13 protein-coding genes and 1 pseudogene are annotated in these 16,243 nt (G+C 44.5%); 9 read left to right on the forward strand and 5 right to left on the reverse strand.

The genetic code is table 11. The annotated features are described in order from the left end of the window. Positions 1 to 5: 5 nt before the first annotated feature. The 7 genes from NIES593_RS17390 to NIES593_RS17425 all read left to right on the forward strand — a co-directional run bounded on the left by NIES593_RS17390 (position 6) and on the right by NIES593_RS17425 (position 11,070). On the forward strand, positions 6 to 1,001 hold the full coding sequence (locus NIES593_RS17390; protein WP_073600784.1) for a helix-turn-helix transcriptional regulator: 996 nt from the start codon (positions 6 to 8) through the stop codon (positions 999 to 1,001). Positions 1,002 to 1,217: 216 nt separating this feature from the next. Further along, complete coding sequence (locus tag NIES593_RS17400) at positions 1,218 to 4,499, forward strand: TonB-dependent siderophore receptor (RefSeq protein ID WP_083602479.1); 3,282 nt, start codon at positions 1,218 to 1,220, stop codon at positions 4,497 to 4,499. Between the two features lie 18 nt (positions 4,500 to 4,517). Next, positions 4,518 to 5,816, forward strand: coding sequence for a TonB-dependent siderophore receptor (locus NIES593_RS17405; protein WP_217651948.1), 1,299 nt, complete (start codon positions 4,518 to 4,520; stop codon positions 5,814 to 5,816). Positions 5,817 to 6,007: 191 nt separating this feature from the next. Further along, complete coding sequence (locus NIES593_RS17410; protein WP_073600786.1) at positions 6,008 to 7,039, forward strand: FecCD family ABC transporter permease; 1,032 nt, start codon at positions 6,008 to 6,010, stop codon at positions 7,037 to 7,039. 77 nt (positions 7,040 to 7,116) lie between these two features. Then, positions 7,117 to 8,067, forward strand: a complete 951-nt coding sequence (locus NIES593_RS17415) for a FecCD family ABC transporter permease (RefSeq protein WP_245817595.1) — start codon at positions 7,117 to 7,119, stop codon at positions 8,065 to 8,067. Next, on the forward strand, positions 8,064 to 8,876 hold the full coding sequence (locus NIES593_RS17420; protein WP_073600788.1) for an ABC transporter ATP-binding protein: 813 nt from the start codon (positions 8,064 to 8,066) through the stop codon (positions 8,874 to 8,876). The genes NIES593_RS17415 and NIES593_RS17420 overlap by 4 nt, the downstream gene beginning before the upstream one ends. Before the next feature lie 85 nt (positions 8,877 to 8,961). Continuing rightward, on the forward strand, positions 8,962 to 11,070 hold the full coding sequence (locus NIES593_RS17425; protein WP_073600796.1) for an acylase: 2,109 nt from the start codon (positions 8,962 to 8,964) through the stop codon (positions 11,068 to 11,070). Between the two features lie 25 nt (positions 11,071 to 11,095). Here NIES593_RS17425 and NIES593_RS17430 read toward each other — a convergent pair whose 3' ends face one another. The 5 genes from NIES593_RS17430 to NIES593_RS25285 all read right to left on the reverse strand — a co-directional run bounded on the left by NIES593_RS17430 (position 11,096) and on the right by NIES593_RS25285 (position 13,161). Then, positions 11,096 to 11,482, reverse strand: a complete 387-nt coding sequence (locus NIES593_RS17430) for a DUF1636 family protein (RefSeq protein WP_073600789.1) — start codon at positions 11,480 to 11,482, stop codon at positions 11,096 to 11,098. 36 nt (positions 11,483 to 11,518) lie between these two features. Continuing rightward, complete coding sequence (locus tag NIES593_RS17435) at positions 11,519 to 11,926, reverse strand: ExbD/TolR family protein (RefSeq protein WP_073600790.1); 408 nt, start codon at positions 11,924 to 11,926, stop codon at positions 11,519 to 11,521. Beyond that, positions 11,910 to 12,560: a MotA/TolQ/ExbB proton channel family protein gene (locus tag NIES593_RS17440; protein ID WP_073600791.1), complete on the reverse strand. Its 651-nt coding sequence runs from the start codon at positions 12,558 to 12,560 to the stop codon at positions 11,910 to 11,912. The genes NIES593_RS17435 and NIES593_RS17440 overlap by 17 nt, the downstream gene beginning before the upstream one ends. Positions 12,561 to 12,658: 98 nt before the next feature. After that, positions 12,659 to 12,907 (reverse strand): hypothetical protein, encoded by a 249-nt coding sequence (locus NIES593_RS17445; protein ID WP_073600792.1) that lies wholly within the window; start codon positions 12,905 to 12,907, stop codon positions 12,659 to 12,661. A 119-nt stretch (positions 12,908 to 13,026) separates the two neighbouring features. Continuing rightward, on the reverse strand, positions 13,027 to 13,161 hold the full coding sequence (locus tag NIES593_RS25285; protein WP_281250759.1) for a hypothetical protein: 135 nt from the start codon (positions 13,159 to 13,161) through the stop codon (positions 13,027 to 13,029). A 286-nt stretch (positions 13,162 to 13,447) separates the two neighbouring features. Here NIES593_RS25285 and NIES593_RS17450 point away from each other — a divergent pair, with 286 nt between their 5' ends. Beyond that, a complete protein-coding gene (locus NIES593_RS17450; protein WP_073600793.1) occupies positions 13,448 to 14,848 on the forward strand; it encodes an energy transducer TonB in 1,401 nt (466 codons plus the stop codon). 564 nt (positions 14,849 to 15,412) lie between these two features. Beyond that, a pseudogene (locus tag NIES593_RS17455) lies at positions 15,413 to 16,204 on the forward strand (RNA-guided endonuclease InsQ/TnpB family protein); the annotation flags it as partial. Positions 16,205 to 16,243: the final 39 nt, after the last annotated feature.

Consider the following 16,243-nt stretch of genomic DNA (forward strand, 5'->3'; position numbering starts at 1 on the left):
ACACCATGACCCTGATTCTCTCAGAAACAGAATTTTACGAACAATTAACCCAAAAGAAATCGGGCGATCGCGAAGACTTGCACTCAGAAAGCATAGAGATGTGCCTAAACGACCCCAAGCATATAAGTAAGGGATATCGTCGCTACACAGAGCTTTGTCCTGGCTTAGATTTTCTCATCGATGAATACACCTTACATGAAGATTTATTAGTGAAAGTCCCTTCTAGCGAACCTAGCTACGGAGTAGAGTTTAGTTTTGAGATTTCGGGTCACAATCGAAGCGAGGGAGTGCAGGCGGGAGAAAATTTTGTTTGTGCTGGTTTGTATGGCGAAGGAGGGGAGTTTAAATGGCAAGCCGGACAAATACTTAAATTTGACATCCACATCGATGTTCTGCTATTTAGGGTACTTCTGAGGGATCGACTCGAACAACTTCCCTTAAATTTACAAAGAGTACTTCAAGAGCAAAGCGATCGAGATTTCTTTCAATTAAGCGTCACTACCCCTGCGATGCAAATGGCTATCCATCAGATTTTGCACTGTCCCTATCAAGGATTAATTAGGCGAATCTATTTAGAGAGCAAAGTCCTAGAATTAATAGCCCTGCGACTCGAACAGATAAATAATAACGAGCCACTAAATTCTACTAAGTTATTGGATATCAAACGACGCGATCGCCTGTATCATGCCAAAGAAATTTTGCTGAAAAATCTTGATAATCCCCCTTCTGTACTCGATTTAGCCCAGCAAGTCGGATTGAATCACCATCAACTCAAGCAAGGATTTCATGATGTGTTTGGTACGACAGTCTTTGGTTATCTGCACGACTACCGCATGGAAAAAGCCAGACAACTGCTTTGCGAAACTAATCTGCGAGTAACCGCGATCGCCTGTACGGTAGGTTATGCCAATCCAGGTCACTTTGCGGCAGCTTTCAAGCGTAAGTTTGGGATAACGCCCAGCACTTTTCGTACTGGAGAAAAGCCGATTGCAGGCTGCTGATTAGATTTGCGATCGCGTCTCATTCGCCTTCGCGGGATCGATGTCGCCTTCTGAGAGTAGATCTAAATGGCGTAAATTCCCTATACTCTTTGCACAGTATTTTTGAGAGATTCTTTCAATAAGCAGAGTATTTAAACTCAACTTTGCTTTTCTCTCGTGCAAAGGGATAAGTAAAGAATTCTTTCCGTTGGTATTTTTTGCGTGTGAGGTTAGGAAGTGAAAAATTGGCAGATAGCATTACTTGTTTTGAAGATTGCGATTACAACTGTGTCACTAGCGATCGCGCAGCCTTCTTGGGCGCAAGAAAAACGCTTAGAAAGCGAAAGTCAAATTCTTAGAGTTAACGACTTAAAAAAGAATTCAACTAGTGCTGCCGATTTATTAGTTCAACAACCTAACAACCGCGCGATAGTACGAGTAAGCGAAGTCAAAATCAACCCAACCGATACAGGAGTTGAGATAATTTTAGTCACGACTGAGAGTGAAAACTTACAAATTACAACCAATAGTGAAGGCAATTCATATATTGTAGAGATTCCTAACGCCCAGATAGACTTGCGATCGGGTCAGCCAATCCGTGCCCAAAAACCCATAGAAGGGATTAGCGAAATAACAATCGCCAATCAAGACTCCAATAAGATTCGATTAACTGTTACGGGTCAGACAACCGTTCCAAAAGTAGAACTATTTGACTCGGATGAAGGATTAATTTTTAGCTTTACTCCAACTGACTCCTCAGCACAAACCCCACCTACTCAATCCCCAACAGAAGGGACAATAATCCCAGTTACCGGAGTTCAACTCAATCCCAGCGAGACGGGTTTAGAACTAATCTTACAAACTCCACCAGGAAGTGCCGAACTCCTGCAACCAAACAATCTCAGCGAGGGGAATCGTTTTATTACAGAGATTTCTAACGCCCAATTACAGTTACCAAGCGGTCAACCATTCCGCCAAGAGAAACCAATAGCGGGAATTAGCGAGGTCACGGTGACTAACTTTAATCCCAGTACGATTCGAGTTACCGCCACCGGAGAAACAACGATTCCACAAGTAGAATTATTTGACTCGGATGAAGGATTAATTTTTAGCTTTACTCCGACTGACTCGTCGGCACAAACCTCGCCTTCTCAACCCCCAACAGAAGGAGAAATTGTATTTATCGATCGCGTACAACTCAATCCAACCGAGACGGGATTTGAAGTACTTTTACTGACTCCCACAGGAGTTGCACAACAGTTGCGCGTGGTTAATGTTTCTGAGGGGAATAACTTTATTGCCGACATTCCCAACGCCCAGTTACAACAACCATTCCGACAAGAAAAACCCGTAGAAGGGGTTAGCGAGGTAACGGCAACCAATCAAAATGAAAATACCGTTCGCCTGACAGTAACCGGAGAAGAAAAACAGCCGATGGTAGAGTTATTTGATTCCGAAGAAGGGTTAATTTTTAGCGCTCAAACCGACTTAGAAGCTCCCTCAGCCCAAGGAGAAGATGAGATTGAGCTAGTAGTGACAGGCGAACAAGAGACGGGCTATAGCGTCCCCGATGCCTCAACTGCTACCAAAACCGACGCACTTATTCGCGACATTCCCCAATCGATTCAAGTCATTCCGCGCCAGGTCATTGAAGACCAAGGCATTACTCGCATTTCCGATGTCACTCGCAACGTCAGCAGTGTAAGCGTCAGATCTGGATTTGGCGGGTCGAATAATGATTATGTTATTAGAGGATTTGAAACCTTCGATCGCCTTCGCAATGGTTTCTTTGCACCTGGCGTTGATGTCAATCCCAGTAATATCGAACGGGTAGAAGTACTGAAGGGGCCAGCTTCGGTTTTATACGGTCAATTTGAACCGGGCGGCATTATAAATTTCATTACCAAACAACCGTTAGAGCGACCATACTATGCAGCAGAATTTGAAATTGGCAATTACGACTTTTATAAACCTTCTTTCGATCTTTCCGGCCCCATAACCTCAGATAATAGCTTGCTCTATCGTCTGAATGTTGCTTACGAAAATTCTGGTAGTTTTGTCGATTTTGTCGATCGCGAAGAGATCCAGGTTTCGCCGACCTTAACTTATAAAATTGGCGATTCTACAGATATTTCGCTATCTTATGAGTTCCTAAAAAGCGATGGCACTTTCTATGATGGATTGCCCATCGATCCAGTCGCTTTCGATTTGCCGAGAAGCCGATTTTTGGGAGAACCCGACGACTCGTTACAACGAGAGTCGCACTTGGCTAACCTAACCCTAGAACATCGCTTCAGTGACAACTGGAAACTCCGTAGCGGTTTTTCCTTGCAGTTTTTTAACACAAAAATATCTGCATTCCGAAACGAGTTCGATGGAGTAAGTCCCGACGGTCGAACCCTGCTCCGATACTTTCAAGATAGCGATCAAAGAAACGATGCTTATTCCCTACAAAACGATGTTATCGGCAAATTTAAAACAGGCCCCATCGAGCATGAGTTACTAGTCGGTTTTGAGTATCAGCGATATACCTCTGACGACTACACGCTGTATGCTTTTACCGAACCCATTGACATCTTCGATCCCAACTATGGCGCGCCAGTTCCCACGTCTTTCGATTACGGCCCCTTTCGCAATATACTCAGGCGCGAGACGGTAGGATTTTACATTCAAAATCTCATCTCATTTTTGCCTAATCTGAAGTTGTTAATTGGTGGAAGATACGATTTTATAGACGCACAAACTGTCAATCAAAATTTCGATCTCGACGGACGAACGCTACTAGGCGAAGAGACAAAAGAGTCTTTTTATGATGAAGCTTTCTCGCCACGGATTGGACTCGTCTATCAACCCATCGAACCGATTTCACTCTACGCCAGTTATAGCCGTTCTTTTGTTCCCAGTAATACCTTTGACAGAGAAGGAGATCTCATTGAACCGACGCGAGGGACGCAATACGAAATCGGCATCAAAACCGAATTTTTAGATGGAAAACTGGCAGCAACTTTAGCCGCTTATAAGATTACTAAAACCAATGTTCTCACTCTAGATCCAGACGGATCGGGTTTCTTGATTCCCGTAGGAGAAGTGGAAAGCGAAGGGATCGAGTTAGATGTAGCTGGGGAACCGCTACCAGGTTGGCGAATTATTGCATCTCTGTTTTTCAACGATACTACTGTCACCGAAGGAGACGAATTTAGTCCAGAAGGAGATACCTTAGTCAATGCACCTGGAGAGGGGGCTAGCTTGTGGACGACTTATGAAATACAAGAGGGCGATTTACAAGGATTGGGTTTTGGCATTGGGTTGTTTTATCTAGGAGATAGAGAGGCGCGATTGCCCAATACTTTTGTGCTTCCTTCCTATGTTCGTACCGATGCGGCGATTTTTTATAGGCGCGAAAACTGGAGAGTGGGGCTGAATTTTAGGAATTTGTTCGACAAAACTTATTACGAAGGTAGCGGCATCAGACCGGGCGATCCCTTTACGGTTTTGGGCACGATTTCAGTACAGTTTTGATACATCTAGTCTTTGTTCTTGGTTCACAGAAAACCACTTTACTATTTTGGTTTAGTTAGCGCGATGGGATTGTTACTGAGTCAGCCAGCTTTTGCTAATTCCTCCTCAGATTTAACAACCATGAGTATCGGTACTAGCGATCGCACTTGGCAGCAATTTTTTAACAAATCCGTTCGCGTTGATAACACCAAAACCATTATCCTCAATTCAAATCAGACTAAACAAGACGATGGAACTTGGAGTTTTTATAATTCCTTTCGTGCTGCCTATCTGTCTTGGGATGAGGTAGAAACCTTGCAAGATAACTGGAATCGTACCAGAGAACAAATTCGCTCTTTTAGCGACGATTATTCTCTCGATGAATTTTACGTTTTGTATGTCGATTGGACGGAACAACAAACAAATTTAGGGCTGGAATTGATTAAAAGTCCGATGGCATTGTCTGGGACGGGTACTAATACTAATACTTCTCACGATCGCCTTTCACTTCCTCTTCCCTTTGTAGCTGCCGATTTTCATAGCCAAAAAAACGCGATCGCGCTTTACTTTGAACAACAGATAACACTCAGCGATCGACTTAACCTTTCTGTAGAAGCAGAATTATCGCCCCTTATTGAGGATTTAACACCAACGCCCGCTCTACCTACTATCGAACTGCGCGATAACGACGAATTTAGCTTGGAGATGGAAATTGCCTATCAATTAAGCGATTCGGTTTCTCTGTATGGAAGCTTTACTCGTTCTTGGTTTCCCTTTGACGAAGAAAATTTTAGAGGCGAACCCTTTCAACCAGAAATTGATGACGATCTCGAAGTTGGAATCGAGACAAAACTATTTGGGGAAAATCTCACCGCTACTCTAGCTTATTATCGAACAATTGCCCAAAACGTCGCGATCGCCGATGCCGATTATCCCGACTTTAACAGACAAATAGAAGAACAAACAACTCAAGGAATCGATCTGAGTTTAATTGGTGCGATCGCGCCAGGTTGGAATCTAATGATTTACTATACTTCTGTCGATGCTCGTATTAGCCGAGATAGCAAGTTACTTACAGGAACTACTCTCGGCGATGTCGCTAAATACAGTAGCGGTTTTTGGAGTACTTATGAAATGGAGAGTGGATTGGGTTTTGGTGGCGGAGTCTCGTTAGTCGGCGAGACTGCTGAGGTGCCAGCTTATGCGCGAACCGATCTCGTCTTTTTTTATCACCATCTCGATTGCAAAGTAGCACTCAATATTGAAAATCTTTTTGATGTCGTTGACATAGATGGAACCCCTTTGACGATAGTCGGAACCATTCTAGTGAAGTTTTAATTGATAAAATTATGCTATAAATCTCCGAGCTTAAGAAACAAAAACTCAGTCTGACTTAAACAGGGCAGATTATTTGCCTACTTGACTGTGGCAAGTGACTATTTTATTCTTAAAGCTTAATGATAATTAGTTTCAAAATATTAGGCAACGACGCTATTAGTTTTTAGGTTGAGGAAAAAATCGGGAAAATCGTGAAAAAATCGGTTTCTGTTGTAGCCAGCAAGTTGTTTAGACCGAGATCGTCTCCGCTTATCGGTTTAGCCTTGGGATGCCTAGTCCTGCTACTGTGTTTGGCGGTCAGTATTTCGTTTGGTGCGGCAGAGATTTCTTTGAGTAAAATTTTTGCTGCATTAACGTTTTTTGATGGGTCGGCAGATAATTTAATTATTCGTACTGTCAGAGTGCCGCGATCGCTCATAATAGTTTTTGTCGGCGCAGCGCTTGCGGTTGCTGGCGCGTTGATGCAAGGACTAACTCGCAATCCTTTAGCCGATCCCGGTATTTTGGGGATTGAGTCTGGTGCTGCTTTGGCAGTGGTTGTAGCAGTTTTTTTCTACGGCAATTTTTCTGCAAATGCTTACGTTGGATATGCCTTAGTTGGTGCTAGTGCAACTGCGGTACTGGTTTATTTATTCGGTTCCCTCGGTCGCAGCGGATTGACTCCTCTCAATCTAACGTTAGCAGGCGCTGCCGTGACGACTCTTCTTTCCTCGCTAACTACTGGACTGTTGATTGTCAATCAAAGAACCTTGGAAAGCACTCGTTTTTGGTTAGCTGGATCGGTTGCTGGCAGGGATTTTAGCTTATTTATACAAGTACTGCCTTACCTAATTGTCGGCTTCGTCATGGCATTTTTGATAAGCGGACAGATCTCGCTCCTTAATTTAGGAGAAGATGTTGCCAGAGGGTTAGGTCAACAAACGGCATGGGTAAAAGCGATCGCAGCGATTAGTGTCGTGTTGTTAGCAGGTAGCTCGGTTGCGATCGCGGGTTCGGTCGGGTTTATCGGTTTAGTCGTCCCTCACGTTGCTCGTTTTAGCGTTGGCGTAGATTATCGTTGGATTTTACCTTATGCTGCCATTGGAGGCGCAATTTTATTGCTAATAGCCGATATTTTTGCGCGTTTGTTAGTAGCACCAGAAGAACTGCCTTTGAGCGTCATGACAGCTATGGTAGGCGCTCCTTTATTTGTTTACCTCGCGCGATCGCAGGTGAAAGAATGAACAAAAGTTTATTCGGGAGCGGTTTTTCTTGGCATCTGGATCGACGAGTCCTGAAAGTCCTATCGATTCTTGCATTCATGACGATTTCTCTAATGGCGATCTCCATCCTCAAAGGAGAATATACAATTTCTCCTCTAGAGGCGTTCAAAACTGCTCTGAGTTTGGATAGAAGCAACCCAGATTATACATTCATTATCAATACCCTGCGCTTGCCTAGAACAGTAGTCGCCTATTTAGTAGGAGTAGGACTAGCTATCTCTGGAACAATTCTGCAAGGACTGACGCGGAATTCTTTAGCCGATCCCAGTATCGTTGGTATCGATGCGGGAGCGAGTTTAGCTGCCGTTACTTTTATCGTAATTTTTCCTTCAGCGCCTTTATTTGCTCTTCCGCTATCCGCTTTTGTGGGTGCTTTGAGTGTTGCTCTGGTTATTTACCTATTCGCGTGGAGTCAAGGAAGTTCGCCACTGCGTTTTATTTTAATTGGAATTGGTCTAGGGGCGATCGCAGGTGCTTTAACATCCTTAATGCTGACCTTTGGAGCCATTCATGATGTTACTCAAGCTTTAATTTGGCTGACAGGAAGCGTTTCCGGTCGCAGTTGGGAGTATGTTTGGTTGTTAGTGCTTTGGTTAATCGTCTTAGTTCCCTTATCGTTAGGACTGGCTGTAGAACTAGACGCGCTCAACTTAGGAGACGATATCGCTAGAGGATTGGGGAGTCGGGTTGAGCGGCAGCGCGGCTTACTTTTACTTGTCAGCGTTGCTCTAGCTGCCGTTTCGGTCGCCGTTGCAGGCACTGTAAGCTTTGTTGGTTTAATTGCTCCGCATTTGGGTCGTCAGCTAGTCGGGCCGCTTCATCAAGGATTGATTCCGACAACAGCCGCGATCGGTGGATTAATCGTTGTTAGCGCCGATTTGTTAGGAAGGACGCTGTTTGCGCCCATCGAACTTCCCTGCGGCTCGATCGCAGCAATCGTAGGCGCTCCTTATTTCCTCTACCTATTAATCCAAAATCGCAAGCGATGAACCGATTGTCAACGCAAAAACTTACCCTTGCTTATGAAGGAACTCCTATTATTCGTCACCTTGACTTAGTTATACCAGACGGACAAATTACTGCCTTAATCGGCCCTAATGGCTGTGGGAAATCGACTTTGCTTAGGGGTTTGGCTCGGTTGTTGAAGCCGAGTGTCGGTCAGGTCTATCTCGATGGGACATCTATTTTCAAGTTGCCTTCAAAACAAGTAGCGCAGCAGCTTGGCATTTTATCTCAAGGTTCAGTCGCACCAGAAGGGTTTACAGTCCGTACCTTGGTCGCACAGGGGCGCTATCCTTACCAAAACTGGTTGCAGCAATGGTCAACCGAAGACGATCGCTTAGTTGAGTCGGCGCTAGCCATTACGGGTATGACTGAGTTGGCAGAGCGATCGCTAGATACCTTGTCTGGCGGACAGCGACAGCGAGCGTGGATTGCGATGGCACTAGCACAAAATACAGAGATTCTTTTGTTAGACGAACCGACGACCTATTTAGATTTAGCACACCAGATCGAAATTTTAAATCTTCTCTACGAGTTGAATCGAGAGGGAGGAAGGACGATTGTCATGGTGTTGCACGAGTTAAACCAAGCCTGTCGCTATGCCGATTACTTAGTGGCGATACGAGAAGGGAGGATATTTGCTCATGGGCATCCTACCCAGGTCATGACCGAAGCAATGGTACGCGAGGTGTTTGGGCTAGATTGTTGTATCGTGCCCGATCCGGTTACAGGTACGCCGATGTGCGTGCCTTCTTGGGGCAAGTTATGTAAACGCTCAGGGGTTATAAGTCTCTAAGTTAAAACCAAAAGCATTATTTTATCGCTGCAAGCTGACGGTTTCTCTCGTTCTGAAAAAGTTGAATTTTTTAGTTGGCGATCGCATGAAAAAGTTATCTTCGCTCGAATTTCGGCTTTTATCTGTAATCTTCGGTTGTATTTTTGTTTTATCAATAGGACTCCACAGTTTTGCCCAGGAACCAAATACCGAAATTCTTTGGGATACTTACGGCGTACCTCATATTTACAGCAAAAATGAGCGAAACGCTTTCTATGCTTTTGGTTGGTCGCAGATGCAAAGTCATGGCAATTTAATTTTGCGCCTTTACGGAACCGCTCGCGGACGAGCAACCGAATACTGGGGAGAAAAGTATTTAGAATCGGATCGCTGGGTGCGATCTATGGGAGTCTTCGATCGCGCTCAAACTTGGTATGAGGCACAAAGTCCTACTTTCCGTCTCTATCTCGATGCTTTCGCCGCTGGAATTAATCGTTATGCTCGACAACATCCCGAACTCATTGATGACTCAGTTGAAGTGGTTTTGCCAGTCAATGCAGTAGATGTACTCGCTCACGCGCAGAGAGTCTTGAATTTTACTTTTGTCGTCGCTCCTACAACGGTTGCCGAACTAACCAAACAGGAACGCAATTACGGCTCTAATGGCTGGGCGATCGCGCCAGAGCATTCGGAAAGCGGAAACGCTATACTACTAGCCAATCCCCATCTTCCCTGGTCGGATTTATTCCTTTGGTATGAGGCGCAAATAGTGGCTCCAGGAATTGATGCTTATGGGGCAACTCTCGTCGGAATTCCGGTGTTAGCGATCGCGTTTAACGATAATTTAGGTTGGACGCATACCGTTAATACTTATGATGGCTGGGATGTTTACGAACTGACGCTAGCTGATGGCGGCTATCGCTTTGATGGTAAGCTTAAAACCTTTCAAACACAAGAGCAAACTTTAAAAATTAAACAGAGCGATGGAAGTTTTCGTCAAGAAACATTTTTGGTGCGACATTCCATTCACGGCCCGATTGTAGCAGAAAAAGACGGTAAGCCTATCGCGCTACGAGTAGCAGGACTCGACCGAGCGAGAGCGCTAGAACAGTGGTGGGATATGGCGCGTGCCACTAATTTTACTCAGTTTGAGGCAGTGCTAAAACGCTTGCAATTGCCTATGTTTACGGTCATGTATGCGGATCGAGACGGACATATCCTGCATCTATTTAACGGTCAAGTTCCCGTCCGCGATCGCGGTGACTTTAACTATTGGCAAGGAATTATCCCCGGCGACACCTCTGCTACTTTGTGGACAAAAACTCACCCCTACAAGGATCTCCCGCGCCTACTCGATCCTAAAAGCGGTTGGCTGCAAAATGCCAACGATCCGCCCTGGACGACAACTTTCCCCCTTGCTCTCAACCCAGATGATTATCCAGCTTATATGGCTCCGCGCGGCGTTATGAATTTTCGAGCGCAGCGATCTGCACGGATGTTAGCTGAAGATGAAAAAATATCATTGAAAGAAGCGATCGAGTACAAACATTCAACGCGAATGGAACTAGCCGATCGCATTCTCGACGACTTAATTGATGCCGCACGGCGATCGAATAAAGCAAGCGTGCGTCAAGCGGTGCAAGTCTTGCAAGCTTGGGATCGTCAAGCTGATGCAGACAGTCAGGGAGCAGTTTTATTTGACTTTTGGACGCAAGAAATGGATTTTCCGAATTCATTTGCGATTCCTTGGCGCGAAAACGCTCCCCGCGTTACCCCTGACGGACTTAAAGATCCCCAAAAAGCAGTAACAGCCCTAGAAACGGCATCTGCTAAAGTTAAGGCAGCTTATGGCAAACTAGATATCGAATGGGGAGAAGTTTTTCGATTGCAGTATGGTACAGTCGATCTTCCTGCTAATGGGGGGTTTGGAGATCTAGGCATTTTCCGAGTTGTCAATTTCGAGTCTGGGGATAACGGGCGATTTTACTCGGTTGATGGCGATTCTTATGTTGCTGCGATCGAGTTCTCGAATCCCGTTAAAGCGATGGTACTAACTAGCTATGGCAATGCAACTCAGCCAAATTCATCTCATGTTGGCGAACAGTTGGAGTTATTTGCTCGCAAGCAGTTGCGAGTGGCATGGCGATCGCGTCAAGAAATCTTAACTCACTTAGCCCAACGACAGGTCTTCGCCGCAGATTCATTGGGTTTTTGAGTTGCGCGATTCGATTTATTAATTCTTACTTTTTAGCGACTGTTACAGGCGGAATTTGTGCGAAAATAGCGGACTGTAACCGTTCGGGAACCTTTGTCCAAGCCACAGAGCCTTTACGACTCTTGATATATAATTGCAGAAATTCTAGTAACGCTGCTGGGCTGTCTTCTGGAAGAAGATTGACGAAAAGATAAGTGGGTTTATCTTGACTTGCTACAGATACGACACAGCCGCGATCGCAAGCCCAAAGACATTCTACAGGTTTAATTTCTAGTCGCTCGGAAGAAAATTTTTGATTGCATAAACTGTTGAGTTCGTCAAGTAAAATAGATCCGTCGCTGGGTTGATTCTCTGCTAGTTCTTCTGAGGAACGGTGGCAAGATTGGCAAACAAATAAAAGGTGTTTTGGCATGGGTTTAAGTAGTACAACCTGTGGAACGTAGATTAGTTAGTTAGGTTTTTGAGTTGCGATCGCTAATTTGGCCCCTGGTATGCGCCGCACTTTATCCATGACTGTCACTACCTGTCCGTGATGAACTCCCTCATCGGCATTGATAATCACCACTGCTTCGGGTTTATTGCCGATAAAAGCTTTCACTTCGCCTTCTAAAGCCTCAATCGTCGTTGATTGGCGGTTAAGGCTAATTTTTCCGTCCTTATCTATTGTCACTGTTGCTTTGGCGGGAACCTGCTGTTCTTTTGCCGTCGCTGCTTTTGGCAAATTTACTGGCAACCCTTCCGATCGCGTTAAAAATAGCGTTGACATAATAAAAAACGTCAAAATCGCAAAAATTACGTCAATCATAGGAATGAGATTGACTAAAGGTGACTCATCTCTTTCATCTTGTAGTCGCATAGGTTTTTTCTCCTTCGTAGCGATCGCGATAAAGAATCTCTAACTGTCCGCCATACTCTTGAATTAATGCCAGTTGACGCTGATAAAAAGCCCGAAAGGTGTTGACAGCAACGAGCGTAAAAATAGCTACTACCATTCCAGTCGCCGTCGAGACAAGCGCTTCGCTAATTCCTGCCGAGACAACTGTTGTTTTGGTTCCTCCCACATCGCCAATATTTAGTCCTTGAAAGGAAAGGATCAAACCCAATACCGTTCCTAACAAACCTAACAAGGGAGCCAAACCGACAATTGTATCTAATACCGTCTGAAATCGCTTTAAAATCGGGATTTCTGCTTGAGCTTCGCTTTCTAATGCCAAACGAAACTTTTCTGGGGTTGGTCTTTCTAACTCTAATGCTGAAAGAAAAATGCGCGGGATCGGTAAATCTTTGTTCTGACGAAGTATGGCGATCGCGCTTGGGAGATCGTCGAAGCGATAGAGTTTTAAAGCCTCTCTAATTACCCGATTTTGACGCTTGTAAATGCGATACCAAAAACGACTGCGTTCGACAATTAGTGCCACTGTCAACACAGAACATCCTAACAGGGGCCACATGACGATGCCACCTGCTGTAAAAAGTTTATCTATTTCCATTAACTAGTTCCAAATCAATATTGCTTGGCATAGTGATAAATTTTATCAATAAACGCTTCGATATTTACAAATCTTTATTAATTTTTTGAGATGTTAAACTACAGATTGAGAGGATTGTCGTCATTATGGCTCAAAGCGATGGAAACCAGTGCAACGCCAATCAGAGAAAGAGCAACACTAATTGCAAACGCGCCTTGATAGCCAACCGCCTTAGCAATAAAACCACTTATCGTCCCAGCGAACAGACTGCCAACAAAAACAATAGAAACTTGCAAGGTAAAATCAAAACCTGCCATTCCCAAACGACTGTAATCCATCATGAGCGCATACATGGGAACGAGCGCCATGCTATAAGTAAACTGAAATCAAATACAGACGAGATAAAGAATGGGTAAGCTGGTAAATCCGATGGTGGGGAGAATAAAAGTCGCGATCGCGTCCGGGAAACAAACCCAATACAATAGAATCAGATCCGTAGTAGATGAGAAATTTTAAGATTCTCGGCGCGAGCGATTTGTGCTGTTAGTGCAATAATGGCGCTGGTACAAGCAATTAAGGCTATTTGGCACCATCCCCAAGCGGAAAATTTTTGTTGTTTCACTCTCACTCCTCACATCGGAGATCGCAACCTGTATCTAGTTTATAAGCCTAAAACATTAATTTAAAATATGTTAAGCCACTTTGAAGAGTCAAACGACAAGCTGTAAAAGTAGGCAATTGCGCAAACTACTGCTAGAGAAGAGAATTAATAAAGGGCGCGATCGCTATGACCTGTCAGCCTTCTTAATAACTATGACCTTGCAAAACTACTTAATTCTATTATGGTTGACTTTCTCAAATAAACGTTTTAACCTTATTAGGTTACTGCTAATAACTGGCAACTAGCTATGAGCTTTTCTAATACCGCCACAGAGCAGCGAGCGAAAGAAGCCAAATCTGTAAAATCTTTTTTGGCTGTCAGTCTAATTGGTTCGTTAGCCGTACATATTGGAGTTTTAGCTTCTGGACTAACTAATCTTTTGTCTGTAGCGCCACAAATAGAAGAAGACAAGCCAATTGAAATTACCTTTGTTGAACCTCAGACGCAAGAAACACCAAAACCGCCTCAAGAGAAAATCGAAGAGAATCAGCCTATTCCCGTTCCAGTTCCACAATCTCAACCGCAGAAGAAAGTTGAGAAGCAAAAGGTTATTTCTAGACAGCAACCTGCCCAAGAAGAACTAAGAAAAACCACTGTTTCTGAAAAACCAGTTGAACGATCGGTTTCTCGAACTGCCTCAAATACTACCCCCACAACCAACAATACTTTTTCAGATAAACCCGCCATCAGTAGCCTGGAAACTGGTGCTGTTTCAAAAGATGTAGGAGTACTCACAGGTATTGAAACCAACTCTGGTATTGCTTTTGGGAATAGTAATAGAACTGGCACAGTAGAAAGCAATAATACTGGTACCGGACGCAGAAAAAGCGAAATAGTTGCAACTGGCTCGACTACTCCCCAACCACCAACTGAGATAAGACGTTCCCGTCGCGATGGCGGCTCTGGTAATGGCGACGGTCGCGCCGCTTGTAAAGAATGTGATACAGCTTATCCAGAACAAGCAAGACGCAATGGCGTAGAGGGTAGAGTAGAAGTTGCTGTCGATACAGATGCACAAGGAAATGTCACTAACGTGCGCGTTGTTCGCTCCAGTGGCAACCGCGATTTAGATGAGGCTACGGTAAGACAAGCACAGGAGTGGAAATTAAAACCATCCCCGCGCGGACGACAAGGGGTGACAATAGGCACTGAATACGCCATAGAAGGATCTCAGCGTCACCGCCAACTTCAAGAAAGCGCAAGACAGCACCAAGCACGACAAAGGAGACAACAGACAACTGCGGCACAACCGGGCAGAAACAGGCGACAAATGGAGACGGCAACAAATAGCACAAGCGCTCCAGCTACCAGACAACGACAAAGCGTAGCCACTTCATCGAGAAGAGCAACCACATCTAACACGGCAACATCTAATCGGCGAGTACGTCGCTCTAGTGTCGCAACAAATTCAAATAATAGAACAAGAACGTCTTCATCTACCCCGCGTCGAGTACGGCGCAATAACATAGCCACAAATTCAACTCGGAAACCAGTAGCTACGCAAGCTCGACGACAAAGGCGGCAGCCAGTCGTATCGAATAATACTGTAGGACAGCCTACAACTCGGCGGCGGCGCGAGCTAAATGGAGCGAATAATCAAAGTTCGCGGCGACAACGCCAATTAGCCGCTCCAACAGTTCCTAAATAAATAAGTCTAGGAAAGCCCAAAGATAATTGAGGAAGCAGGGTGGTTTCATGAAAGAAGAGCATAGTAAACATCCTGACGGGGTGACAACCTAGTTAAAAAGCTTGCTGTATAATGGTCATAGCTCTCAAACCTTTCCGATCGAATGGGAGCTTTTACCGCTTCTTCTAACGTCGAAAAATTGGGGAGTAAATACCAAGGTTCTTGCTCGACTTTAGAGCGGTACTTGCGTTTCCACTCTTGCCGCGATCGAGGCGCGATTAAATCCTTTTTGTTGAGTCACTTTTATTCCCGTTAAAAAGATTTTCATTCCGGGTCTTATAGAGATTGCTGCTCGGCTAAATTGCTAGCTCCTCGTTTGTCCAAAAATTGCCAGTAAATTGGTAGCGCACGTCGCTCGAAGATTGCCGCTAAACGATCTTAAAAAATGGGTATTTGTTTACAGAGATAGCGCGGGAGCCTGAAAGCCACTGCGATTTATCCGGTGGATGAAAGGCGACTCGGCACATTTATGTGCCGTCTAGTTTTTGTGCTCAAATAGGTTACGTCAGATGTAATGACGTAACCATGTTGGTATTCGAGGCAAAACTTGAGGGACGACCTGAGCAGTATGAGAGGCTTGATGAAGCAATTCGTACTGCTCGTTTTGTCAGGAATTCTTGCCTGAGATACTGGATGGATAATCGTAACATCGGGCGTTATGAGTTGAGTGCATATTGTGCTGTCCTGGGGAAAGAATTTGCCTGGGCCAACAAGCTCAATTCTCAGGCTAGACAAGCTAGTGCCGAACGAGCTTGGTCTGCAATTGCTCGTTTCTTTGATAACTGCAAGAAAAAGATTATCGGGAAAAAAGGATATCCACGTTTCAAGTCTGAACAGACACATGGCTCTGTCGAGTACAAAACAACAGGCTGGAAACTTTCTTACGATCATAGATACATCACTTTTAGCGATGGTTTTGGTGCGGGAACCTTCCTCATGTGGGGAACCCGTGACTTGCATTTTTATCAATTGAAGCAGTACAAACGAGTGCGTGTAGTACGTCGTGCAGACGGATACTATGTACAGTTTTGCATTGACCAAGAACGTTTGGAGAAACGAGAGCCAACATCGAAAACAATTGGATTGGATGTTGGATTGACTCATTTTTATACTGACAGTGACGGACAAACCGTTGAGAATCCAAGACATCTCCGTAAAAGTGAGAAGTCGTTGAAACGGTTGCAACGTCGTTTGTCTAAAACCGAAAAACGGTCTAAAAACCGAGTCAAGTTTAGAAATAAACCTGACTTTTCACGGGATCTTATTAGAAATAAACCTGACTTTTCACGGGATCTTAAGAGCTTGTCATTACCAACATTTTTGAGAAAATAAGTTCTGGTGAATATAGGATGTAGT

Source organism: Hydrococcus rivularis NIES-593, assembly GCF_001904635.1.
Classification (GTDB): Bacteria; Cyanobacteriota; Cyanobacteriia; order Cyanobacteriales; family Microcystaceae; genus Hydrococcus; species Hydrococcus rivularis.

What these genes read in the sequence shown, in the direction of transcription:
- NIES593_RS17390 (WP_073600784.1), top strand. Translation starts at nt 6, where the DNA reads ATGACCCTGATTCTCTCAGAAACAGAATTTTACGAACAATTAACCCAA.
- NIES593_RS17435 (WP_073600790.1), bottom strand. Translation starts at nt 11,926, where the DNA reads ATGCGACTACAAGATGAAAGAGATGAGTCACCTTTAGTCAATCTCATT.
- NIES593_RS17420 (WP_073600788.1), top strand. Translation starts at nt 8,064, where the DNA reads ATGAACCGATTGTCAACGCAAAAACTTACCCTTGCTTATGAAGGAACT.
- NIES593_RS17415 (WP_245817595.1), top strand. Translation starts at nt 7,117, where the DNA reads ATGACGATTTCTCTAATGGCGATCTCCATCCTCAAAGGAGAATATACA.
- NIES593_RS17445 (WP_073600792.1), bottom strand. Translation starts at nt 12,907, where the DNA reads ATGGCGCTCGTTCCCATGTATGCGCTCATGATGGATTACAGTCGTTTG.
- NIES593_RS17430 (WP_073600789.1), bottom strand. Translation starts at nt 11,482, where the DNA reads ATGCCAAAACACCTTTTATTTGTTTGCCAATCTTGCCACCGTTCCTCA.
- NIES593_RS17440 (WP_073600791.1), bottom strand. Translation starts at nt 12,560, where the DNA reads ATGGAAATAGATAAACTTTTTACAGCAGGTGGCATCGTCATGTGGCCC.
- NIES593_RS17450 (WP_073600793.1), top strand. Translation starts at nt 13,448, where the DNA reads ATGAGCTTTTCTAATACCGCCACAGAGCAGCGAGCGAAAGAAGCCAAA.
- NIES593_RS17425 (WP_073600796.1), top strand. Translation starts at nt 8,962, where the DNA reads ATGAAAAAGTTATCTTCGCTCGAATTTCGGCTTTTATCTGTAATCTTC.